General features: G+C 66.5%; 19 protein-coding genes and 3 tRNA genes. 14 read left to right on the forward strand and 8 right to left on the reverse strand.

Annotated features, from left to right (window positions below; all coding sequences use genetic code 11):
* From EFAMC1_RS04480 to EFAMC1_RS11370, 11 genes are all read left to right on the forward strand, one after another.
* On the forward strand, positions 1-1,239 hold the full coding sequence (locus tag EFAMC1_RS04480; RefSeq protein ID WP_154053121.1) for a twin-arginine translocation signal domain-containing protein: 1,239 nt from the start codon (positions 1-3) through the stop codon (positions 1,237-1,239).
* Between the two features lie 242 nt (positions 1,240-1,481).
* Entirely contained in the window at positions 1,482-2,207 is a 726-nt protein-coding gene (locus tag EFAMC1_RS04485; RefSeq protein WP_154053122.1) for a response regulator transcription factor, read from the forward strand.
* 11 nt (positions 2,208-2,218) lie between these two features.
* Complete coding sequence (locus EFAMC1_RS04490) at positions 2,219-3,787, forward strand: sensor histidine kinase (RefSeq protein WP_154053123.1); 1,569 nt, start codon at positions 2,219-2,221, stop codon at positions 3,785-3,787.
* 93 nt (positions 3,788-3,880) lie between these two features.
* Positions 3,881-4,777 carry a phosphoribosylaminoimidazolesuccinocarboxamide synthase gene (locus EFAMC1_RS04495; RefSeq protein ID WP_187324560.1) on the forward strand — a complete coding sequence of 299 codons (897 nt, stop codon included), beginning with the start codon at positions 3,881-3,883 and terminating at the stop codon, positions 4,775-4,777.
* Positions 4,764-5,402, forward strand: a complete 639-nt coding sequence (locus EFAMC1_RS04500; protein ID WP_154053124.1) for a hypothetical protein — start codon at positions 4,764-4,766, stop codon at positions 5,400-5,402. Before EFAMC1_RS04495 ends, EFAMC1_RS04500 begins: the two co-directional genes overlap by 14 nt.
* 54 nt (positions 5,403-5,456) lie before the next feature.
* Positions 5,457-5,987 (forward strand): hypothetical protein, encoded by a 531-nt coding sequence (locus EFAMC1_RS04505; protein ID WP_154053125.1) that lies wholly within the window; start codon positions 5,457-5,459, stop codon positions 5,985-5,987.
* Between the two features lie 51 nt (positions 5,988-6,038).
* A tRNA-Arg gene (locus EFAMC1_RS04510) sits at positions 6,039-6,114 on the forward strand.
* A 277-nt stretch (positions 6,115-6,391) separates the two neighbouring features.
* Complete coding sequence (gene dcm, locus EFAMC1_RS04515; RefSeq protein ID WP_154053126.1) at positions 6,392-7,606, forward strand: DNA (cytosine-5-)-methyltransferase; 1,215 nt, start codon at positions 6,392-6,394, stop codon at positions 7,604-7,606.
* Positions 7,542-8,756 (forward strand): type II restriction endonuclease, encoded by a 1,215-nt coding sequence (locus EFAMC1_RS04520; RefSeq protein ID WP_154053127.1) that lies wholly within the window; start codon positions 7,542-7,544, stop codon positions 8,754-8,756. The genes dcm and EFAMC1_RS04520 overlap by 65 nt, the downstream gene beginning before the upstream one ends.
* Before the next feature lie 478 nt (positions 8,757-9,234).
* Positions 9,235-9,534, forward strand: coding sequence for a helix-turn-helix domain-containing protein (locus EFAMC1_RS11190; protein ID WP_261981767.1), 300 nt, complete (start codon positions 9,235-9,237; stop codon positions 9,532-9,534).
* Between the two features lie 153 nt (positions 9,535-9,687).
* Complete coding sequence (locus tag EFAMC1_RS11370) at positions 9,688-10,152, forward strand: IS3 family transposase (protein WP_154053128.1); 465 nt, start codon at positions 9,688-9,690, stop codon at positions 10,150-10,152.
* On the opposite strand, the gene EFAMC1_RS04535 is transcribed toward EFAMC1_RS11370, so the two are convergent.
* A complete protein-coding gene (locus EFAMC1_RS04535; RefSeq protein ID WP_187324561.1) occupies positions 10,149-12,074 on the reverse strand; it encodes a DUF2207 domain-containing protein in 1,926 nt (641 codons plus the stop codon). The genes EFAMC1_RS11370 and EFAMC1_RS04535 overlap by 4 nt on opposite strands.
* Before the next feature lie 284 nt (positions 12,075-12,358).
* On the opposite strand from EFAMC1_RS04535, the gene EFAMC1_RS04540 reads away from it, so the two are divergent.
* Together EFAMC1_RS04540 and gluQRS are read left to right on the forward strand one after the other, a co-directional pair.
* Positions 12,359-12,877, forward strand: a complete 519-nt coding sequence (locus EFAMC1_RS04540) for a ferritin (protein WP_154053130.1) — start codon at positions 12,359-12,361, stop codon at positions 12,875-12,877.
* 139 nt (positions 12,878-13,016) lie between these two features.
* Positions 13,017-13,985: a tRNA glutamyl-Q(34) synthetase GluQRS gene (gene gluQRS, locus EFAMC1_RS04545; RefSeq protein ID WP_187324562.1), complete on the forward strand. Its 969-nt coding sequence runs from the start codon at positions 13,017-13,019 to the stop codon at positions 13,983-13,985.
* 106 nt (positions 13,986-14,091) lie between these two features.
* Here the strand turns inward: gluQRS and EFAMC1_RS04550 are convergent.
* Positions 14,092-14,182: transfer RNA gene (locus EFAMC1_RS04550), tRNA-Ser, on the reverse strand.
* A 204-nt stretch (positions 14,183-14,386) separates the two neighbouring features.
* Between EFAMC1_RS04550 and EFAMC1_RS04555 the strand changes: the two genes are divergently transcribed.
* Positions 14,387-14,463: transfer RNA gene (locus EFAMC1_RS04555), tRNA-Arg, on the forward strand.
* Between the two features lie 99 nt (positions 14,464-14,562).
* Here EFAMC1_RS04555 and EFAMC1_RS04560 read toward each other — a convergent pair.
* The 6 genes from EFAMC1_RS04560 to EFAMC1_RS04585 all read right to left on the reverse strand — a co-directional run.
* Positions 14,563-15,009 (reverse strand): hypothetical protein, encoded by a 447-nt coding sequence (locus EFAMC1_RS04560; protein WP_154053132.1) that lies wholly within the window; start codon positions 15,007-15,009, stop codon positions 14,563-14,565.
* 173 nt (positions 15,010-15,182) lie between these two features.
* Positions 15,183-17,075 carry a Stk1 family PASTA domain-containing Ser/Thr kinase gene (pknB, locus tag EFAMC1_RS04565; protein ID WP_154053133.1) on the reverse strand — a complete coding sequence of 631 codons (1,893 nt, stop codon included), beginning with the start codon at positions 17,073-17,075 and terminating at the stop codon, positions 15,183-15,185.
* Between the two features lie 135 nt (positions 17,076-17,210).
* Complete coding sequence (locus EFAMC1_RS04570; RefSeq protein ID WP_154053134.1) at positions 17,211-20,081, reverse strand: FtsW/RodA/SpoVE family cell cycle protein; 2,871 nt, start codon at positions 20,079-20,081, stop codon at positions 17,211-17,213.
* 2 nt (positions 20,082-20,083) lie between these two features.
* Positions 20,084-21,823, reverse strand: a complete 1,740-nt coding sequence (locus tag EFAMC1_RS04575; protein ID WP_261981768.1) for a Stp1/IreP family PP2C-type Ser/Thr phosphatase — start codon at positions 21,821-21,823, stop codon at positions 20,084-20,086.
* Positions 21,820-22,233 (reverse strand): FHA domain-containing protein, encoded by a 414-nt coding sequence (locus EFAMC1_RS04580; RefSeq protein WP_154053135.1) that lies wholly within the window; start codon positions 22,231-22,233, stop codon positions 21,820-21,822. Before EFAMC1_RS04580 ends, EFAMC1_RS04575 begins: the two co-directional genes overlap by 4 nt.
* A gap of 2 nt (positions 22,234-22,235) precedes the next feature.
* The coding region (locus tag EFAMC1_RS04585) for an FHA domain-containing protein (RefSeq protein WP_261981769.1) at positions 22,236-22,646 on the reverse strand (411 nt) is incomplete at its 5' end.

The raw sequence follows: 22,646 nt of genomic DNA on the forward strand, positions 1-22,646 counted from the left end.
GTGCCGATCCTTCCCAGGAACATATCGCGCCGCTCCTTCCTGAAGGCCTCGGCGGCCGTCGGGGCCGGGGCCGCCGCCGTCACGATCTTGTCGTCCTGCTCGGGAAACCAGGACACGGCAGCCTCGTCACCGGTGGTGGTCGACTCGGGCACGGCCACCTACGTGGTGGGTTCGGGAGACATCCAGGGCAGCTACGAGCAGGCGTCCTCCGACAATGGTGGCACGACCGACCTCGCGCCTGCCGGCACGTGGCCGCTGCCTTTGGGCTGCGTGCTCAGGCCCAGCGAGGGCGCGCTCAAGCCCTACGTGGTTCCCAGCGACACGCCCTCGGCCATGACGTCGGCGGGCGTGTTCTCGGTCACCTCGGGTGGCAACGTGGTCCTCGTGAAGGCGGCCCAGACCGGCGGCAACTACGTGGTTTACGACGCGGCCTGCTCGGACAGCGTCTACGCGTGGTCCGAGCTGGACCTCGTGACCCGCGAGTGGAAACTCTACGCGGCGGCCCTCTCCAACGGTGCCCTGGGCACGGTGTCCACGCTCTGGTCGGCCGACTCCAACTACGACCCGCCGCTCATGTGCTGCTCGGGCAACTCGGTCATCTGGCTCGTGATGCCGTCCACGTCGGGCTCGCGCACCACGGAGAACTCGTCGTGCTACCTCTGGCAGGTGGGCTCCACCTCGGCGGACGAGGTCGTGCGCTCGCCCGGCCGGTTTGGCTGCGGCCCCACCGTCTCGGACGGCAACGTCACGCTCGTGCCGCGCGTGCGCGCCAACGAGGGGCGCTACTTCGGCATCACGGCCTATTCGCTCGACTCGGGCATGTCGTCGCAGGTGGCGCAGTTGGTGCTGCCCCAGGCGGTGGCCCCCATGCGGGCGGTCTACATGGGCGGCCTCTTCGCGTTCTCCATCGAGGCCAACTACGGCACGGGCGGGCTTCTCGGGAACATGGGAACCTACCTGGGCTCGGGCGACGGACAGTTCGTGGCGCTGCCGCGCGAGCCGGCCGCCGACGTGGCGGGCAAGGACGGGGTCTTCCTCATCAAGACGCGCGCCTCGCACCTCATCGTGGACACCAACGCCAAGACCTACGCCACGCTCGTGGCGCCCAACCGCGCGCTCGACTACGGCGATTACCCGGCAAGCATGGGCACCACCTCGAGCTTCGTGACCTTCGCCACGGTGAAGGACCAGGACACGGGCTACCCGAGCTCGGTCGAGGTCCGCGCCTGGACGCTGTAAGGCAGCCACTCGCCTGGCGCTGCGCCGGGTCCCTCATGCCTATACGGAACCCCGCGCACCCTGCGCCGCACAGCCGCCGGCTCGCTCGCCAGTCATTACACGGACCTTGCCGTTTGCCCGCCGCAGACACCGTCCGTAGAGGGCGGGGTATAGCCAACCTTGCTCTTGCGGTAGACTCAATCTAGGAATGTCGGTCGAAGGTAGGGGCGACCGAACCCGATTTGCTATTGGAGGAGGCCATCATGGCTTCGGACACGAAGAAGATTCTGCTGGTCGAGGACGAGAAGGCGATTCGCGAGGCGGTTGCCGCGTACTTCGAGCGCGAGGGCTACTGGGTGCGCGCCGTGGGCGACGGCCAGACCGCCGTGGAGGAGTTTGAGAAGCACGGGTTCGACCTCGTGGTACTCGACCTCATGCTCCCCAAGCTCTCCGGCGAGCGCGTCTGCCGCGCCATCCGCGACCAGTCCGACGTGCCCATCATCATGGTCACCGCCAAGGACCAGGTCGAGGACCGCATCATCGGCCTCGAGCTGGGTGCCGACGACTACCTCGTGAAGCCCTTCTCGCCGCGCGAGCTCGTGGCCCGCGTGCGCGCCCTGCTGCGCCGCGCCCGCACGGAGAGCGAGCCCACCATCGAGGTGCTCGACTACGGCGACCTCGTCATCAACATCTCCGCGCACAAGGTCACCGTGCGCGGCAAGGAGGTCGACCTCACGGCCTCCGAGTTCAAGCTGCTCGTGACGCTGGCGCGCTACCCCGGCCAGGTCTACAGCCGCATGGAGCTCGTCGAGAAGGTCCTCGGCTACGACTTCGAGGGCTACGAGCGCACCATCGACTCGCACGTCAAGAACCTGCGCGCCAAGCTGGGCGACGACCCGCGCAACCCCACGTGGCTCTACACGGTGCACGGCGTGGGCTACCGCTTCGACGCCCCCGAGCCCAAGAAGTCCGACAAGGACGAGAAGTAGGCAGGCCCTAGATGGTGCCCGCGAAGCTGGTCATAGGCAAACGCGTCCGCGAGGGTCGTCCTCCCGAGGAGGGCGACCCGTCGTCATCGTCCGACTCGAGCCGCGCCTCGTGGAAGACCCTGCAGAACCAGAAGCCGCGCCACATGTCCTACCGCGGCCGCATGACGATCTTCTTCGCCGCCGTGGCCGCCATGACGGCGGTCATCCTCGTGGCGGTGCTCGCCGTGACCTGGGAGGCGCAGTTCCTGAGCTACACCCGCTCCAACATGGAGCGCTACGCCTCCGTGGTGGCCGACGGCCTCGCCGAGATCTACGACCCCCAGACCGGCTGGAAGGAGGAGGACGTCGAGCGCACGGTGCAGGCGTCCTCGGTCTCGAGCGACATTGGTGTGCAGGTCATCGACTCGCACGGCACCGTCATCTATGACGACACGTGGAACCGCCCGGGCGAGCATACCGACGCCGACACCGCCTCTGCGGGCGCCGCGCTCGCCTCGCTTGCCCCCACCGACGCCGACTCGGTGGTGCCCCACGAGATAACGTTGGCCGACGGCACGCAGGTGGGCACGGTCCGCCTGTGGGCGTTTGGCAGCGAAGCCCTGCTCACGAAGGGCGATGCCGCCTTCCGCACGAGCTCGTACGGCGCCGTCATCACGGCCGGCCTGGTCGCGGTCTTCCTCGCCTGCCTCATGGGCGTGCTCGTGTCGCGCAAGCTGGCCAAGCCCATCAAGTCGATCACCTCCACCGCCGCGCAGATCCGCTCGGGGGACCTCACGGCCCGCACCGGCATCACCGGCGACGACGAGATCGGTCAGTTGGGCGAGACCTTCGACGACATGGCCACCTCCCTCGAGCGTGACCTCAAGTTCGAGCACCGCCTCACGGGAGACGTCGCCCACGAGCTGCGCACCCCGCTCATGGCGATGCTCGCCACCGTCGAGGCCATGCAGGACGGGGTGCTTCCGGCCGACGAGGAGCACCTCGAGACCGTCGCCAGCGAGGTCCGCCGCCTGTCGCGCCTCGTGGCCGCGATGCTGCAGCTCTCGCGCATCGAGAACGGCACCACGCCCTTCAAGCCCGAGAAGACCGGCATGATCGGGCTCGTGCGCTCGGTGGTGGAGTCGCAGGAGCAGCTCTTCGCCGACCGCGACCTGCGCCTGCGCCTCGACGTGAAGACCCAGCGCAGCGAGCTCTTCTGCGAGGCAGATCGCGACATGATCCGCCAGGCCCTCATCAACCTCATGTCCAACGCGCTTCGGTACACGCCCGAGGGCGGGTGGGTCGTCGTGTCGGTGGGCCAGGAGGGCAGAGACGTCGTCATCTCCGTCTCGGACACGGGCATCGGCATCGCCAAGGAGGACCTCGCCCGCGTGTTCAGCCGCTTCTGGCGCTCGGACGCCAGTCGCGAGCGCGAGAGCGGCGGCCTAGGCGTGGGCCTTGCCGTCACCAAGGAGATCGTCGACCGTCACCACGGCTTCATCGGCGTGGAGTCCGAGCTGGGCAAGGGCACCAAGTTCACGATCCACATCCCACGCGACCAGGGCCGCCAGCAGCAACAGCAGGGCGACTCCTCGAAGTAGCCTGCCGCTTTCCTGCGCAGCCGTTACAATAAGTAGGTTCAAGAGGTCGCTTGGCGCGACCGACGATTCCTACCTCGAGGGGAAGCGGTGTGCATGGCAGCTATGGGGAAGCGCCCGGACTCGCAGGGCAAGGTCCGTGACATCTACGACTGCGGGGACGCCCTGCTCATGGTGGCGAGCGACCGCATCAGCGCGTTCGACTTCATCCTTCCGGACGAGATTCCCCACAAGGGCGAGATCCTGACGCGCATCTCCGCCTTCTGGTTCGACAAGTTCAAGGACATCCTGCCCAACCATGTCATCACGATGGACCCGGCCAAGTTCCCGGCCGAGTACGCCGAGTATACCGACTACCTGGTGGGTCGTTCGATGCTCGTGAAGAAGGCCAAGACCATCCCCATCGAGTGCATCGTGCGCGGCTACCTCACCGGCTCGGGCAAGAAGACCTACGACCAGGACGGCACCGTGTGCGGCATCAAGCTGCCGGCCGGCCTCACCGAGGCGTCCAAGCTCCCCGAGCCCATCTTCACGCCGTCCACCAAGGCGGCCCTCGGCGAGCACGACGAGAACATCTCCTTCGAGCGCTGCGCCCAGATCGTGGGCGAGGACGTCGCGAGCCAGCTGCGCGACGCGTCGCTTGCCATCTACAAGGCCGCTGCCGAGTACGCGGCCACGCGCGGCATCATCATCGCCGACACTAAGTTCGAGTTTGGCTTCATCGACGGCAAGCTCACCATCATCGACGAGTGCCTCACGCCCGACTCAAGCCGCTTCTGGCCTGCCGAGGGCTACGCCGCCGGCCATGTCCAGCCCAGCTTCGACAAGCAGTACGTCCGTGACTGGCTGCGCGCCAACTGGGACATGCAGGGCGAGCCGCCCCACCTGCCCGCCGAGGTCATCGCCGGTGCCTCCGAGCGCTACCAGGAGGCCTTCGAGATCATCACCGGCAAGAAGTTCGTGCCCATGAAGGAGAGCAATGTCCCAGCGTAGCCCGTTCAACAAGCGAAACATGCCCAAGGGCCCCGAGACCGAGGCCTCGGCGGGCATATCGCGCAAGTCTGCCGCCAAGGCCAAGCCGGCCCGCGCGGCCGCCCAGTCGGTGCGCGTCGTGAGCGCGTCGTCCTCCAAGTCCAAGTCGCGCTCCGGCGCGGCTGCCTCCATGGCCAACATGACCAAGGACCAGAAGAAGGCCAAGCGCCGGGCCGAGCGCGAGCAGGAGGACATGATCGTCACCGTCGCCAACGTCAAGATGCGCGAGGACGACACCTACGTCCGCTTCCGCCGCATCTGGTGGATGCTGCTCGTGGCGGGCATGGTCTTCGTCTTCGTCTCGTTTGCGGCTGGCACGCTTGGCAGGAACGCCGAGAACAACATGTACGACGTGAGCACGACGAGCGGTCTGGTCGCGGTTGTCTCCGTGGTTCTGGCCTACGCGTTCATCATCGGCGCCCTCGTGTTCGAGTTTGTCAAGATTCGTCCGATTCGCAATGCCGCGCTGAGCCAGGTTCGTGGTATGACAGAGAAGAAGAGACGTGCGGTCATGGAGCGCAGCTACGAGGAGGACGAGCGTCGCCGCGCCGAGAAGGCGGCGCGCAAGGCCGCCAAGAAGAAGTAGGCGCTCCAGGCAGGTACCGCAGTATATGTCGTCACCTGTGGAAGGGAGCTCGACATGGGAGACGAGAGGCGTGTGACTGACAGCGCCAACGGGCGTGCCCAGTTCGAGGGCCGTCTCAAGGAGGTGCTTGGCAAGCCCGAGCCCCGGTCCTTCGACTGGGGCGTCACGGCCAGCTTCGTGGAGCCGCGCGACATCATCGTGCTGGTTGGCTATGAGGCGGAGGACGAGCAGGACGTCGTGGACTCGGTCCTGCGTGTCGGCATCGCGCGCGGGCTCATCCGCAGCGCCCGAAGCTGCGGCGAGGACGGTGCCGCGCCGTGCGTGGCCCGGTGCTGCAAGGACGGGGGCATCGGCTGCTATGTGATCGAGAGCTCCGATACGCCCAGCCTGGACGAGGCGTTCTCGCCGCTTGTGGGCTGTGTCGTCATCTCCGTGGCCCCCAAGCACGTCGAGACGCTCGCGGACCTCTTTGATGACGTGGACGTTCCCTACATAGCGCTGGGCCAGGTGGGCGGCGACCGCATCACGTTCTGCTGCGCGCCGGATGACAAGACATACGTAGACCTGGCGCTTGACGAACTGTAGAATGTACATTCGCACCGCAGGGGCGCCCCACGCCCGGCTGGTGCCGGATCTGCCTTCGTAGCTCAGGGGATAGAGCACCGCTCTCCTAAAGCGGGTGTCGTGCGTTCGAATCGCACCGGGGGCACCAGAAAAGACGCAGGTCAGAGGTATGAAAACCTCTGACCTGTTTTCTTATATTAAGGCTCGTTTGAGGCAAATAGGTGAAAAAGGTTGAAATAAAAACCTATGAAGGAAATGTGACAGGAAACCATCAGGCAATCCGCCCGTGGCTTGAGGCCCTAGTCAGGACTCAGACCATGAGGACGAAGCGAAGCTGAATGAACATATGTCCGGGCGAGATGCTAGACTATCGCTGTGACAATTGCAGGACATATTGACCGTTTTTCAACCAAGATAGGTATCTCATGCAACTCAGTGCAGTCGACATAGCGCAGAAGAGGGTCGAGCTTGGTCTCACCCAGAGGGAGTTCGCCGCTGCGCTCGGGATGGGCTCCTACGGCGAGCGAACCGTGCGGAGGTGGGAAGCGGGGGACACGAGCCCCACGGCGGCGGAGTGTGCCTTCATCGCGTCTCTCGGGCCCAACGCGCCCTTCGATCAGGGTGAGCGCGCGGATGCCCCCTTCACCTATTGCGATCTCTTCGCAGGCATCGGCGGTATCCGAATGCCCTTCCAAGAGCTGGGCGGGCGCTGTGTCTTCTCCTGCGAGTGGGACAAGTTTGCCCAGAAGACCTATCGCATGAACTACGGCGAGACCCCGGCAGGCGACATCCGCCAGGTCGCCTCCGCCGACATGCCCGACTTCGACATGCTGCTCGCGGGCTTTCCCTGCCAGCCCTTCTCGCTCGCGGGCGTCTCGAAGAAGCAGTCGATGGGCCGCCCCACAGGCTTCGAGGACAAGACGCAGGGCACCCTCTTCTTCGAGGTCGCGCGCATTATCCGCGATAAGCAGCCGAGGGCGTTTCTGCTTGAGAACGTGAAGAACCTGACGAGTCACGACGGTGGGAAGACGTTCAGGGTCATACGGCAGACGCTTGAGGATGACCTTGGCTACCACGTCTTCTGGAAGGTGCTGGACTCCAAGAACTGGACCTGCCAGCACAGGGAGCGCATCTACATCGTCGGGTTCAGAGACGACGTGCCCTTCTCTTGGGATGACCTTGAGGTGCCGGGCCGTGGGCACGTGCTGGGCGACATCCTTGAGGACAGCCCGAACGAGCGCTACACCATATCCGACAAGCTTTGGGGCTACCTTCGTGCCTACCGAGAGAAGCACGAGGCCGCGGGCAACGGCTTCGGCTACTCCATGGTCGGCCCGAGGGACACGACGAGGACGCTCTCGGCACGCTACCACAAGGACGGCAGCGAGATTCTGGTGAGGCAGGAGGGCAAGAACCCTCGCAAGCTCACTCCCCGAGAGTGTGCACGCCTACAAGGATTCCCCGACGAGTTCATCATCCCGGTGTCGGATACTCAAGCGTACAGGCAGTTTGGCAATTCCGTGACCGTGCCGGTCGTTCGCTCGGTCGCACGGCTGATGATGGGGGTGTACGAGGATGGACTATGGTGCGCTGGGAGGGTATTTCGACGGTGCCGTCGCCAAGACCCTTGCAGGCGTTGACATCATGGGGGCCAACAGGAGCCACCAGCACGAGTTCAACGGCGTGGGCCCCCTCCGCGAGCTGTTCGGAGACGATGACATCAGGGGGATGCGCACGACCTTCGCATACCTCGACGATGATTCCGACCCGGTGTTCGACCACGGCTATACCACGTGGTACGACGCTCGCAGGAAGCACCCCACCAGAACGGAATACAGGCTCTACTACAACGACAACGCCGCGATGGGGATGGCCCATCCAGGCGACCTCATGGTCTTGGCGCTACACGAGGCCAAGGAGGTCGTGATTCTCTTTGCGCGCGCGGGTAGCACGGCAGAGTCCCAGATTCGCTGGCTTTTCGCCCTCGACGGGGTTGGAGAGAAGGGCTTCACCCCCTCGGCCCGCGAGGACACGCGCATCACGGCCATGGCGGCGAGGGTCCTTGAATCCATCGGCGTCGAGGTCGGCATTCCGACCGCCGCCGAGAACTTCCTTGACGGTATGATCGTGAAGTTCGGCGAGTCTTTCCCCAAGGGTGCCGACTTCTCGGCCTACTCCGTCTCGACGCTCGGGGAGCTCGACTGGGAGGGCGACCCGGACGGATGCCTCGTCGCCTGCTACGAGCGGGAGGAGATGCTGTTCCGTGTCTTCGAGCGGCATCTCCTGGAGCGCGACCTCGCGCCGTTCCTCGGCTCTGCGCTCGACGTCGATGGCGTTCTGCGCACTACGATGTCGGCCTTCCAGCGCCGCAAGTCACGCGCGGGAACGGCCTTCGAGAACCAGCTCTCCATGCTCTTCGACGCAAGGGGCATCCGCTACTCGGCGCAGGCCTACACCGAGGGGAAATCGAAGCCCGACTTTATCTTCCCGTCGATAGAAGACTACCGCGACCCTGAGTTTCCGGTGGCCCGTCTCACGATGCTCGGAGCCAAGACCACGATCAAGGAACGTTGGCGTCAGGTGCTCGACGAGGCCGACCGCATCGAGGACAAGCACCTCGTCACGCTTGAGCCCGCCGTGAGCGAGGACTACACCCGCGCGATGGCCAAGGACAGGCTCGGCCTCGTCGTGCCCGCGCCGCTATTCGAGACTTACGCGCCAGCCCAGAGGGACTGGCTCATGAGCATCGGCGACTTCTGCGAGATGGTGGAGAGCAGGCAGTGCACATAGACCAGCAGGGGAAATACCAGCCAATTCGCTAAAGGCCGGAGACCATGAGTCTCCGGCCTTTTCTTGTAATAAGGTCGCGTCCAATTCGTCGATGTCTTCGACGCGAGGTTTTGTTCTTGCAAGCCCCCGCGCGGCCCCTCTGCTGTACGACCTCAAGGGGCTGCACGAAATCACGCACAAATCTCCGTTGCGCTCCGATTGGTGGTGATTGTCGTGCGGCCCCTTGATCCCGCTTCGCTGCGGGGTGGCTTTGCAGGGAGCAAGGCAAGGGGAGATTCAGGCGGCCGCCACGGACAGGGGGGGGGGAGCACCCCATGCAGCGACTGATGACGGCGGTAATCGAGGCGAGGACACCAGGGCTGGGGGCCACGGGCGGGCAGGAGGACCCGAGGGTCTGCGCCCACTTCTTCAGTTGCCTCAATGAACTGCCTCCCATTTCTTGGACTGAATAGTAGAGTCCAAGAAATGGGAGGCTTCTTTGACCACATACGACAGGTCGGTGAGGGTGTTTGCCGCCGACCTCTTCGAGCGCGGCGCGGGACGCCGCGCCGTGGCGTCCCGCCTGGGCGTTCCCGAGGGCACCGTGAGCCAATGGCAGCTGGAGTTTCGCGCGCCCGGGAGGGACGGGCTGCTGGACATGGGCCACAGGGGCTACGACTGGGACACGAAGGTCCGGGTAGCGAGCGCCGTCGCGGGCTCCGGGAAGCCGAAGCCCGAGGTGATGGCCGAGCTCGGCATCGCCTCCAGGTCGCCTCTCGATGCGTGGTGCCGCGCCTAGTGCGAGGGCGGCGCCGTGGCCCTTCGGCCGCGCCGACGCGCGAGGAGGAGCTCAGCGGCGAGGTCAGGCGCCTCGAAGCGCAGATGGCGTATCTAAAAAAACGATAGCCCTGAAGGCTGCGCGGGACTCTCGAGCCGGGAGCGGGCTCTAGCCGTGTGCGGGTTTTCGGGGCGGCACGACCTGTCCGACCTGCTGGCCGCTGCCGGCTTGGCCAGGTCCACGTACGACTGGGCGCTCGCCCACCCCAAGGCGCCGACGCGGCCCGACCTGGCGCCGAGGGTCGAGGAGACCTTCTCGAGGGGGGCCAACGGCGTGGGCCACCGGCAGATAGCCATGGAGCTCAGGGCCGTCTACGGCGCGCGGGTCGCGGACAAGACCGTTCTCAAGGTCATGCGCAAGCTCGGCCTCAGGCGCGACCCCGACGCCTACATCGCCCGCCGTGAGGCGCAAGGTCAGGCTGAAGGGCCTGACCCCGGCGGAGTTCCGGGAGCAGGCCCTTCGGGAGGTCGCGAAGGCTATCTTATTTACCGCTTCCAAGTTTTGGGACGCAGTTCGTGTGGTCTCTGGGCTGCTTTTGTGTTGGGGGGTGGTCGGCCTGTTGGGGTGGTCGGCCGCTAGAAGGCCCCGCCTCCACCTCCGCCTCCACCTCCGCCACCTCCACCGGAGGAGAAGCCGCCGCCAAAGCCGCCGCCCGAGCTGTCGGAGGAGTCCGAGAGCGCCTCAACGCTCACGCTGTGGGCCAAGTCATACGTGGTGCCCAACCTATCGACCGGCGTGGAGAGGCCGCCGAAGCCGTGGTACCAGTAGTACGTGTAGCCCAAGTCGGGGCTCTCGAGCACCTCGGGGGCAACCATGCGCAGCTGCTCGATCACGCGGTCGGCCTCTCCCAGCACCACGGCCATGACCAAAAGGCGGTTCCAGAGCGCCACGTCCTTGGGCACGGCCTCCTTGAGCAGCGTGAAGTCATGCAGCCAGCGCTTGAGGGCCTTGAGCTGCGCGGTGAGCTCCACTGCCTCCTGCGAGAGCGGTGCCATGCGCACGCCCGAGAAGATACTGAAGAGGCATCCGTTAGTGCACACGCCAATCAGGATCACGCCCTCGGCGACAGCACCGGTCACGAGGAGCCCTATGCACGCGACGAGGCCGAAGACCGAGAGCAGCACCGTGAGCAGGATGAAGACCGCGCGTGAGTGCCCGTGCTCGTCGGTGAAGAACCCGCGTACCTCGCAGCCGGCATGCACTTCGCTGCTCCAGTCGTTCAGCTTGGCCGCGTAGTCCTCGGGCTCCTTCTTGGCCATGGCCTTGATGTCCGAGAAGCGGATCTGGCCGTTCTCGTCGCCGGTGCTCTCGCGGGCCACGAAGGCGAGGAGCTCGAGCGCCGCCTTCTCGATGGGATCGTCCGTGTCCTTGGAGGCGTCCCTCATCATCGCGTAGTCGCGCTCGCGGCCCCGCGTGTCACGGACCACGTCGAGCGAGATCACCCGCCCGTCGGTGAGCCTCATGAGCGTGGCGGTGAACAACTCGCCCGAGACCTTGTTCCTCCTGAACAGGCACCCCAGGACCGCCGGGTGGTCGTCCGTGGGCACGTCCCTGAAGTACTGATCCGTGAAGTGGGGAGTGTGGCTTCTCTTGTAGCCGCGGCGCATCCCGATGGTGACGGCAAACAGCATGACGGCGCACACGCCGGCCGCGACCTTGGCGGCGGTGGAAATCACGCGCGCCTGCTCGCGCCTGGCGTTTGCGTCGTCTGCCCAGTCCTGCTCCTCGGAGAGGATGGAGGAGAGCCGCGAGGTGGCGGACGGCGTAACCCCCGAGAGCCAGTCAACCGGAAACGTGATGCGTGCCTCGGCAAACTCGTCGGTGCCCACGCCCGGGATCGTGAAGACCGCGTCGTTGCCGTCAAAGGCCACGCTCGCGTCGAGTGGGCCGTGGCCCCAGGCCCGCACGTTGTCTCCCGCACTGACCGTCTGGCCTGCGGGAACGGGTAGGTGCACGCGGTAGGTGACGTCCTCGGAAGGAACGTCCCAACCCTCCGTCACGAGCTTCCAATAGAGCTCACCCGTGTCCGCCCAAGCGTTGGCGATGTTGGTGAGCGTGTAGGAGATGCGTACCTGCGCCTCCTCGTCCTCGTGCGGGGAGAAGATCTTGAGGCGCTGCACGTCGGAGCCCTCGGGGATGATCTGGTAGGTGCCCGCCGCCTCGCTGTCCGCCTGCGAAAACTCGCTGACGCCGCTCGCGAGGTCCTCGACTGAGTTGACGCTGAGCTGGATGGGTGCGGTGCCGCTGCGGTCTGCCGGGCCTGCGGTGGAGAGGTCCCAGTACACGCCGTTGAACGAGCCGGAGAAGTCGAAGGTGCGCGTCTCCGTCACGTCGATGGAGCCATCTGCGTTGACCGTGAGGTCGCCGTCCACGGCGGTGACGGAGTAGTCGCGTGCCTGGGCCTGCGTGGGCAGCGCGACCGTGGCAAGGGCGACGGCCACGCCCGCAAGGGCGAGTGCGAGGAGGGCGAGGGGAGGGAATCGGCGTACGGTACGTGTCATGGGAACTCCTCCAACGGTGTCGTGACCCCATGGTAGCGAATGGGTCGGACAGAGCGGCATGCGCGGCGGTGAGCGGTCGCGGGATGCCCAATCCCTTGCAGAGCGTCGTGCCTCCGCCATACCTCAAGCAAGGCACTCATGATATCTAAGTGTGAAACCATAAGATTATGGGCAACGGCCACGCGCAAGTGGGTACCATACAAGACGGTCAAGGGCCGGCTGGCCTGGGAAGAGCGGTCGGACTGTCTCGGGCGCCACAACGCCCACACGAGAGAGGACACATCATGGCTATGGATCAGAAGGTTGCCGAGGTTCTCAACCAGCAGATTAACAAGGAGCTCTATTCCGCCTATCTGTACTGGACTTTTGCCGACTACTATGATGACCGTGGCCTGAAGGGCTTCGCCAACTGGTACACCATCCAGGTCCAGGAGGAGCTTGATCACGCCAAGATCCTGCGTCGCTACCTGCTCGACAACGACTTCAAGCCCACGATGGAGGCCATCGCCAAGCCGGACAAGACCTTCTCGAACGACCTCGAGCCGCTTGAGGCTGGTCTAGCCCACGAGGAGTACATCACGGCTGCCATCAACCACTGCTACGAGGTTGCCCGCGATGCCCACGACATCCGCGCCCAAAAGATGCTCGACTGGTTCATCACCGAGCAGGGCGAGGAGGAGACCAAAGCCCGCGACATGATCACCAACATGAAGCTCTTCGGCGCCGATCCCAAGGGCCTCTACGACCTCGACCGCGAGTACCAGGCTCGCACCTACCTCGCGCAGACCGTCCTGCCGATGTAGCGTCGTCTGGGCTGCATGAGCTGAGTGGCCTTTCGGCCTCGGATTCGTCCGGGGCCGTTTTTTGTTGCGCGCCGGCCGTGCGATACTGATGCACATGGATACCTTGCAGACATCGCCCGGCATGGGGTCGGGTCTGGGCATGCGGGGCGTGGTTGGTCGGTTTGCCCCCACGCCCTCTGGCCGCATGCACCTGGGAAACGTGGCGTCGTGCCTCGTGGCGTGGTTGAGCGCGCGTTCGGCGGGCGGGCGTATGATTTTGCGCATCGAGGACCTGGACCCGCGGGCGCAGAGTCCCGAGGCGGCGCGCCTCATCATGGACGATCTGCGCTGGCTGGGCCTCGACTGGGATGAGGGTCCCTACTACCAAAGCAAGCGCGGCGAGGTCTACGCAACCGCCATCGAGCTGCTGGGTGCCGGTACGCCTGGGCGGCTGGGGCTTGGCCTCACCTACCCGTGCTTCTGCACGAGAAGCGAACTGCACGCCGCACGCGCCCCGCACGCGAGCGACGGGACCTACGTGTACGCGGGCACATGCCGAAACCTGAACGCGGCGGAGGTGGCCCGTCGCTCGGCGGCGCGCCCGCCCGCGACGCGGCTGCGCGTGCCCGACGCGGAAGACCCAGCGGGCACAATCGGCTTCGTGGACATGGCCTACGGCCCGCAGTGCGAGGTTCTCTCGACCGAGTGCGGAGACTTCCTCGTGCGCCGGAGCGACGGGGTGGTGGCCTACCAGCTGGCCGTGGTGGTCGACGACGGCGAGATGGGCGTGACAGAGGTGGTGCGCGGGCACGACCTGCTGGGCTCGTGTGCGCGGCAGATGTACCTGCAACGGCTTCTGGGCTACCGGGAGCCGCGCTACGGCCATGTGCCGCTGCTGGTGGCCCCCGACGGCCGCAGGCTCTCCAAGCGCGAGCACGACCTCGACCTGGGGGTGCTGCGCGAGCGCTACGGGACGCCCGGGCCGATCCTGGGGGCTATCGCGAGCCGTCTGGGGCTTGCCGAGCCCGGCGAAGAAGTGACGGCCGACGAGTTGGCGAGGCGCTTCTCGTGGGACGTGATGGCGCGGCACGCGGCCGACATCTTCGTAGACGAGGGGTTTCTGCCATAGGGCGGGCGCGCGTTCTGGCCGGCGCCCCTGATAGGTTCGGTGAGGCCTTCAACTTGTTTGCTAAGAGAAAACCCCGCCAAGCTGGGCTTGACGGGGCTGCGCGTTCTGGCGGAGAGCTGGGGATTCGAACCCCAGATACCCTTAGGGGGTATACTCGCTTAGCAGGCGAGCACCTTCGGCCTCTCGGTCAGCTCTCCGGAAAAGGTGCTGGAGTATCATACCGCACCCTGCGGGAGATTCACAACAACAACGCCTAGTTATTTGTGCTGGCGCCGGGGCAGTCGTGGCAGTGCCGAGACAGTCGTGCTGGCGTCGGAGTAGCCACTGGATGAGCCGATTCAAAAAATTCAAATTCATGCTTGACAGGGTGGGGCGGGGCTGGCAATATTCTTTATTGCGCTGCGGCATTAGCTCAGCTGGATAGAGCGTTTGACTACGAATCAAAAGGTCATAGGTTCGAATCCTATATGCCGCACCATTGCATTTGATACGAACCCGTGGGACTCAGGTCTCACGGGTTCGTTCTTTTATGTGTCTCCCCACTCCGTGTCGAGCGGTCTGGCCGCGCACCCCCTGGCTAGGCCCCGAGCGATGCCGGCTCCGGCCTGAACAGCGCCCCATAGGTGTCGAACGCCCGATAGGCGTAGGGGACGTCCCTTGCGTCCATGAGGTCGAGCAGGTCGCTGAAGTGGAAGCCGTCCTTCGAGAACAGCTCCTCCAGCGCCCCGACCAGCTCCTCGAAGACCGTACTGGCATCGGCGTGCCGGAAGCGCCTCAGGTTGCCGAGCGGGTTTGTCCTTGCGGCGCACGCGTCCAGAAGTGCCGCATGATGGGGTCCCGCGACCTGCACGCACCCGATGTGCCAGGGGCATCCGTAGGCCTCCCGCGTGAGAGGCCCCTCCACGCGGGCGTAGACAAGCAGTGTGTCCCCTCGTCTGACGGCTGCCACCTCTCGCACCTCGTCGTCGTGCTCGTGGTGTGCGATGGCTCGGGCGCACGCGTCCAGGATGTTGGTCAGCTCCATGTCGTCTCCTCTCGATCGAGCATTGTTGGGAGCAGTGTACGGGCGAAGACTGACAAATAATCGACTTGGTTTCGGATAGTCCAGCCCGCTACAAAAAACGCGCGGCGGGCGTGATGCCCGTCGCGCGTGTCGAAGCTACATGGCGCCAGTCCAGGCGGCGCAACCAGGAGTCGCTAGTTGCCGGGAGCGAGCTCCTCGGAGCCGCTCTCGCTTGACGAGTCCGTCTTGGCGCTCGTGGTGGCCGCGCTCGTGGTGGCGGGCTTTCTGTTGTTCCCGCTGTTGCCGTTGCTGTTGCTGTTGTTACCGCTGTTGTTGCTCGAGCTGGTGGTCGCGGCGGGCTTGGGGCCGGCGGACACGGTGAGGGTAATCTGCGTGTCCTTGCTCTGCTTGCCCGTGGGACTCTGCGCCATGACGGTGCCCTTGGCGTACGAGTCGCTGTAGTTGGTGCTGCTGTCGTCGACGTTGACGTTGGTGAAGCCGGCACTGTTGAGCTCGGAGCGCGCCTCGCTCAGCGTCTCGCCCACGTGGTTGCCCGCGTCGGCGGAACCCACGCCAATGGACAGGTGGTAGGTGATGGTGTCGCCCTCCTTGGCATCGGAGCCGGCGGCCTCGTCCTGCGAGGCAACCTTGCCGTTCTCGACGTCGGTGGACTCCACCGTGTCGCCCGCCACGCCCTTGAGCTTGAGCTTCTCAAGCGCCGCATTGGCCTGGGCCATGGTCATACCCTTGAGGTTGGGTACCTGCACCGTTGCCGCGGGCTCCTTGCCCTTGGAGAACGTCAGGTTGATCTTGGTGCCCTGCGGGTAGGTGGTGCTGCCGTCATAGGCGGGGTCCTGCGAGATGAGCTCGCCCTCGGCCACGGTGTCGCTGTATTTGGTGTCCACCGTGCCCACGTCGAAGAACCCGTTGGTCTTGGCAATCTCGGCGCGCGCCTGGTCCTCTGTCATGCCGGAGAGGTTGGGCACCGCCTGGTCGGCCGGCTTGGCCGTGAGCGCGAAGGCCGCACCCGCGATGACAGCGATGGCCACGATGATGCCGATGACGATGCCCGCGATCTTGCCCTTGGACATCGGCTTCTTCTCGGGCACCTGGAAGCCGCCGTGCTGCGGCCCCGACGAGCTCGTGGGGATGCGGCCCGTGACTGGGGCGGTTCCCACGGCACGCGGGATGGACTGCGTGCGGTTGTTGCGGTCGAGTGGGGTGGTGGGCGCGGCGCTGATGAGCGACGTGGCCTCGCCCAGGTTCACGATGCGGCCGGCCAGGTAGTCGTTGAGTACGCGGCGCAGCTCGTCGGCCGTCTGGAAGCGGTCGGCGGGGTTCTTCTGCATGCACTTGAGGATGATGCCCTCCAGCGTGGCGTCCACGTTGGGGTTGACCTGGCTGGGCGGCACCGGCTGCTCGTTGACCTGCTTGAGCGCCACCGTGATGGCGTCGTCGCCGTCGAAGGGCACCTTGCCCGTCGCGGCCTCGTACATGACGATGCCCAGCGAGTAGAGGTCGGACGTGGGGCCCAGCTCCTTGCCCTGCGTCTGCTCGGGCGAGACGTAGTGGGCCGTGCCCAGCACGGAGTTGTCCTGCGTGAGATGGCTGTTCTTGGCGCGCGCGATGCCAAAGTCCATCACCTTGATGTTGCCGTCGGGCTGCACCATGATGTTCTGCGGCTTGATGTCGCGGTGGATGATGTCGTGCTTGTGCGCCACGGAGAGGGCCTGGCAGATCTGCGAGCCGATCTGGGCCACCTTGCGGCAGTCCAGCGCGCCGTGCTTTCGGATGCCGCTCTTGAGGTCGGTGCCGCGCAGGTACTCCATGATGATGTAGTACGTGTCGCCGTCCTTGCCCCAGTCGTAGACGCCCACGATGTAGGGGCTCTGCAGGGCCGCGGCCGCCTGCGCCTCCTGCTTGAAGCGCGCGGCGAACGATGGGTCGGCGGCATACTGCGGCAGCATCGTCTTGATGGCCACCGTGCGCCCCAGGACCTCATCGAGGCCGCGGTAGACGGTTGCCATTCCGCCGATGCCAATCTTGTCCTGGACGGCATACCGCCCGCCGAGAACCCTATCTGCCATGCTCTGCTCCCATCACGCTCTCGCGCCGCCTGGCGCGTTGCACATCCATCATGCCCACCACGGGTACCGTTCTTTCCTGACGTTTTGGCAATTCCCACCCCGGGATATGCCGCGGGCGCACGCCCGCCAGGGCCGTCACTTGCCAGATCCCTGGTCGGAGCCGCTCGCCTGCACGTTGAGCGACTTGGAGAGGACCTGACCGGCCAGCTTGGTGGCCACGCCTCCCACGTAGTCGCCCTGGCCCTCCACGCACACCGAGATGGCGAGCGTCGGGCTGTCATAGGGGGCAAAGCCCACGAACAGCGAGTTGACGCCGCCGGGTACCTCGGCCGTGCCGGTCTTGCCGGCCACGCGGGCGCCCTTGACCTGTGCGGCCTTGCCCGAGCCCTCCTGGACCACGGCCAGCATCGCTTCCTTCACGTTGTTGGCCGTGTCGGCGGTGACCGCCTGTCCCAGGCTCTTAGGCTGGGTGGTGGAGATGGTGACGCCCTCGGGCGAGAGCACGTGGTCGACCACGTAGGGGTTCATGGCGACGCCGCCGTTGGCGATGGCCGCCGCCACCACGGCGTTCTGCATCACGGTGGTCTGCGGGCCCGCCGGGCTCGCGTGCTGGCCCACGGGCTGGCCCGCGCCGGCCCATGCCGTCTCCCACGTCGTCATCTCGGACGGGTCGGGCATGAGCGAGGCGGTGGTGGAGAAGTCCTGACCCAGCCTGGTGCCGTAGCCAAAGGCGCGGGCGTAGCGCACGAGCGTGTCGGCGCCCACCTTCACGGCCACCTGACCGTAGGCGGTGTTGGCCGAGTGCGCGAATGCCTCGCGCAGGTTGGTGGTGCCAAAGTCCTCGCCGCTCACGTTGGTGACCTTTGCGCCGCCGATGTCCATCTCGGCCGGGGCCGTGATGGAGGAGTCGAGATGGAAGGTGCCCGAGTCGAGCGCCGACAACAGCGTGACTACCTTGAACGTGGAGCCCGGCGTGTAGAGCGACTGCGTGGAGCGGTCGACGAGGGCTCCCGTGGTGTCGCTCTGGAGGAGGTTGCCGATGTTGGCGTAGTCGTACGAGGGAGAGGACGCCTTGGCGAGCACCGCGCCGGTCTTGGGGTCGAGCACCACGATGGAGCCCGAGTAGCCCTGCAGCGCCTCCTCGGCTGCCTGCTGGATGCGCGAGTCGATGGTGAGGACCACCGAGTCGCCGGGCTGTTCCACGCCGGCAAGCGAGTAGAGGGCGCTCTGCCAGTTGGAGTAGTCGGCGTGCCCGGTGAGGGTGTCGTTCATGGAGGCCTCGACGCCGGTGGCGCCGTACTGCGTGGAGAGGTAGCCCACCGTGTGCGCGGCCAGCGTGCCCTGCGGGTAGGTGCGCACGAAGGTGCCATCGGCCTGCTGCAGCGACTCGGCAAGCGTCACGCCGTCGGCCGTGAGGATGGAGCCACGCTGCACGTACTCGCTCTTCTTGATGGTGTGGTTGTTGTTGGGCAGCTGCTGGTAGTAGTCGGCCTTGATCACCTGGATGTAGGTGAGGTTGGCGATGAGCAGCGCAAAGAGCAACGTGAAGAAGGTCACGAGCGCCGTGAGGCGGTTGCCCAGGGCCACGCGGCCCAGGACGCCGCCCTCCACCGTGCCCAGCGAGAAGCTGCCGCGGGCGTGCTTGCCCTGCACCACGGGCGTGGGGCCGGTGGCGCCGCCAAGCATGAGGCGGCTGGCCCCGTTGGCGCCGTTGCCGGCGGGCAGCACGTCTCGGCCGGTGCCCTCGTCGCCGCAGCGCAGCAGCAGGCCCACGATGATGAAGCTCGAGAGTAGCGACGAGCCGCCCTGGCTCATGAACGGCAGCGTGACGCCCGTGAGGGGCAGCAGCTTGGTGACGCCGCCCACGATGAGGAAGGCCTGGAACGAGAGCGACGTGGTGAGGCCCACGGCCGAGAAGGCGCTCATGTCGGACTTGGCGCGCGCTGCGGTGGTGAGGCCGCGCACGGCCAGCAGCATGAAGAGCAGAAGCACGGCGCTGCCGCCCAGGAGGCCCATCTCCTCTGCGACGGCTGAAAAGATGAAGTCGCTCTTGACAACGGGGATGAGGGTGGGCAGGCCCTTGCCGATGCCCGAGCCCACGAGGCCGCCGTCGGCGATGGAGTAGAGCGACTGCACGATCTGCAAGCCCGAGCCGGAGGGGTCCTGGAACGGGTCGAGCCAGATCTGGAAGCGCACGCGCACGTGGGAGAAGAAGTGGTAACACACCACGGCGCCCACGGCGAGCAGCGCCACGGCCACGAGCACGTAGCCCACGCGTCCCGTGGCCACGTAGAGCATCACCACGAAGAGGGTGAAGAAGAGCAGGGCGCTTCCCAGGTCGGTCTCGAACACCACGACGAGCAGGCTCATGCCCCACATGACGAGCATGGGGAGCAGCATGCGGATGCGCGGCAGGGTGAAGGGCCCGATCCGGCGCGACGACGCCGAGAGCAGCTCGCGGTTCTCGGAGAGGTACGCGGCGAGGAAGAGCGCGATGAGAATCTTGGCGAGCTCGCCGGGCTGGAAGGAGAAGCTGCCGATGTAGATCCACAGCTTGGAGCCATAGACCTCGGTGCCGACGATCATGGGCAGCACGAGCAGCGCCACGCCGGTGATGCCGAGCGTGTACTTGTAGTCGGCCAGGTGGTCGAGGTTTGGCACGAACGCCAGCACCGCGATCATGGCCGCGATGGAGACGAAGAGCCAGATGACCTGGCCCATCGCGTCATCGGCCGAGAGGCGCGTCACGAACGAGATGCCGATGCCCGAGAGCACGAAGACGATGGGCAGGATGGCCGGGTCGGCGCCTGGCGCGAGGATGCGCACGCCGATGTGCGCCGCCACGAAGGCCGCGAGAAGGCCGATGGGCACGGCGAGCGTCTGGAAGGTGAGCTGCGCGCCGGTGTTGATGACGTACATGGAATAGATGAGCAGGACGGGAATGGCGCCGGCCCCCAGCAAGAGGAGCTCGGTCGTGCGCCTGTTTCCTCCAACACCTTGTGCCATGGCTACTCGCCTCCCCCTGTGGTCTGTGCCTGCGCGTCGGTCGCCGCCGCGCTCGTTGCCTGATCCGTGGCCGCGCCCGTGGTGGCCGCATCGGGACCTGCCGCGCCGCCGGCGTCACCCACGGCGCCGTCCTGGCTCTCGGACTGGGCACCCGAGGCCACGACGCTGGCCTTGCTGCGCTCCTCCTGGATCTGCAGCTCGTAGGCCTGGACGGTCGCCTTGGCGTCGGCCTCGCTTGCCACGGTGATGCCGCTCGCCAGCTGGTGCTGCGTGGCCTCGGGCAGGTCGGAGACGCTCACCTGCGTGGCCGTGTCGAGCTGCGAGAGCGGAAGCCCGAGGATGGAGCTGCGGACTCCCTGGTAGATGGCCACGTTTCCGGCAAAGGTCCCCACATACCAGGACTTGTTGACGATGAGGGCGAGCGCCCCCACCACCACGGCCACCACCGCGAGCACGCCCACGAGCCAGCCGATGACGGCGCGGTTGCGGGCGTGCCGGCGCTGTTCCTCGCGGCCGTCGCTCACGACGTCGACCACGATGACGGTTACGTTGTCGTGCGCACCCTCGGAGAGCGTGGCCGAGACGAGCGCGTCCACGCAGTCGATGGGCGTGGCGCTCGAGACGGCGATGGACTCGATGGCACTGTCGGGGATCATCGACGACAGGCCGTCGGAGCAGACGATGATGCGGTCGCCGCGCTCCACGTCGAGCATGAAGTGGTCGGCGTACATGTCCGGGTCTGAGCCCAGGGCGCGGGTGATGATGGAGCGCGAGGGGTGGACGCGCGCCTCGTCGGCGGTGATCTCGCCGGCGTCGACGAGCTCCTCCACGTAGGAGTGGTCGTGCGTGACGCGCACGAGCGTGCCCGCACGCAAGAGGTAGATGCGAGAGTCGCCCACGTGGGCCACGGCCATGTGCGTGCCCTCGATGATGCAGCAGCTGGCGGTGCAGCCCATGCCGGGCTTGCCCGTGCCGTTGGCGGCTCCCTCGATCACGGCCTCGTTGGCCGCCTCAACGGCTGCGCCGAGAAGCGCGTCGTCTGCCGCGGTGGGGGCGTGGGCGGCGATGGCCTGCACGGCGATGGAGCTCGCGACCTCGCCGGCCGCATGTCCTCCCATGCCGTCGCAGACGCCAAAGAGCGGGTTGCGCGCGAGGTAGGAGTCCTCATTGTGGCTGCGCACGAGGCCCACGTCGGTGCGTGCGGCCCAAGAGAGGCGGGTGTCGTTGCCAATCTCGACGTCCGCGTCGGGGCGGGCGTCGAGGTCTATCGCGGCGGGCGGCGTCTGCCATCCGCCGGCCGCCATCTGCGCCTCGATGGGCAGCGGACCCGTGGTCTCGGGGTCCGGGGCCACCTCGGGGGCAGGTGCCGGGTTGGGTGTAGGTGCGGGCTCGGGCACGGCTGCGGGAGCCGGTGCCGGCGCGAAGGCTGCCTGGGGCTGGACCTCGGTCGAGCTCGCGGGCTCGGGGGCCGGGGTGGCGTCCTGCTGGGCGGACGGCGCGTCTTGCGGCGCGGCGTCAGGTGCGGGCGAGGCTGCGGGCATCATCGCAGGCGCGGGTGCTGTCGCAGCTGCGGGCGCCGTATACGTGGCGTGGGCGGGCGTCGACGCGGGCTCCGTCTCGGGTACCGCAGCCGCGTGCGCTGGCGCGTCTCCATGCGCGCCAACCGGCTGCTGGGGCCTCACGCGGGTCAGGTGCCCGGTGCTCCCCAACTCGTCCGAGGTGTTCTCCGTCTCGTCGCTCATCGGCGGCTCACCCTCATGACCACGTCTCCCACCTGCACCTCGTCACCGTCGCGCAGGGTCACGGGCTCGCCGATGGAGCGGCCGTTCACGAGCGTGCCGTTGGTGGAGTTGAGGTCCTCGAGCACGAGCGCCGGGCCCTGCAGCGTGAAACGCGCGTGCGTGGCCGAGACGAACGGCTCGCTGATGACGATGTCGCTCGAGGGCGAGCGGCCCACGACCACCGGCCCCAGCATGTCGACGTGCAGGCCGCGCAGGTTGCGCGGGCCCTTGTCCACGTCGACGCACCAGATGGCCGGGTCCTTGCGCTGTCCCTTGACGAGGCCGATGCCCGTCCGCATCACCACGAGTAGGAACAGGTACAGAATCACCACGAGGGCGATGCGGCCTATGAACAGGACGAGATCGATCATGCCTAGTTCTCCCGGAACTCGAGGTTCGTGAGGCCGAGGGTGATGAGGTCGCCTTCACGAAGGGCGCAGTCGTCTATGTCCACGTCGTTGACGAGGGTACCGTTGGTGGAGTTGAGGTCACGGATGCGCCAGCCCTGGCCGTCAAAGCTGAGCTCGGCGTGGTTTCGCGACACGTTGGGGTCGTGCAGCACGACGCCGCCGGGCGTGCGCTCGCGGCCGATGATGGTGCTGGGCGCGTTGGCCGTGTAGGTGCGGCCCGACTGGCGGTCGATGAGCATGCAGCGCGCCTGGACCTGGGCGCCGGCCTGCGCGGCCGGTGCGGCCTGGGGCCTGGGGGCACGCTCGGTGCGCGGGGTGGGGTTGGAGACGGCGCCGGGCGCGGCGGCTCGCTGGCCGGCTGCGTGGGCGGCCCC

Source organism: Olsenella uli (assembly GCF_901212675.1).
GTDB lineage: Bacteria > Actinomycetota > Coriobacteriia > Coriobacteriales > Atopobiaceae > Parolsenella > Parolsenella uli_B.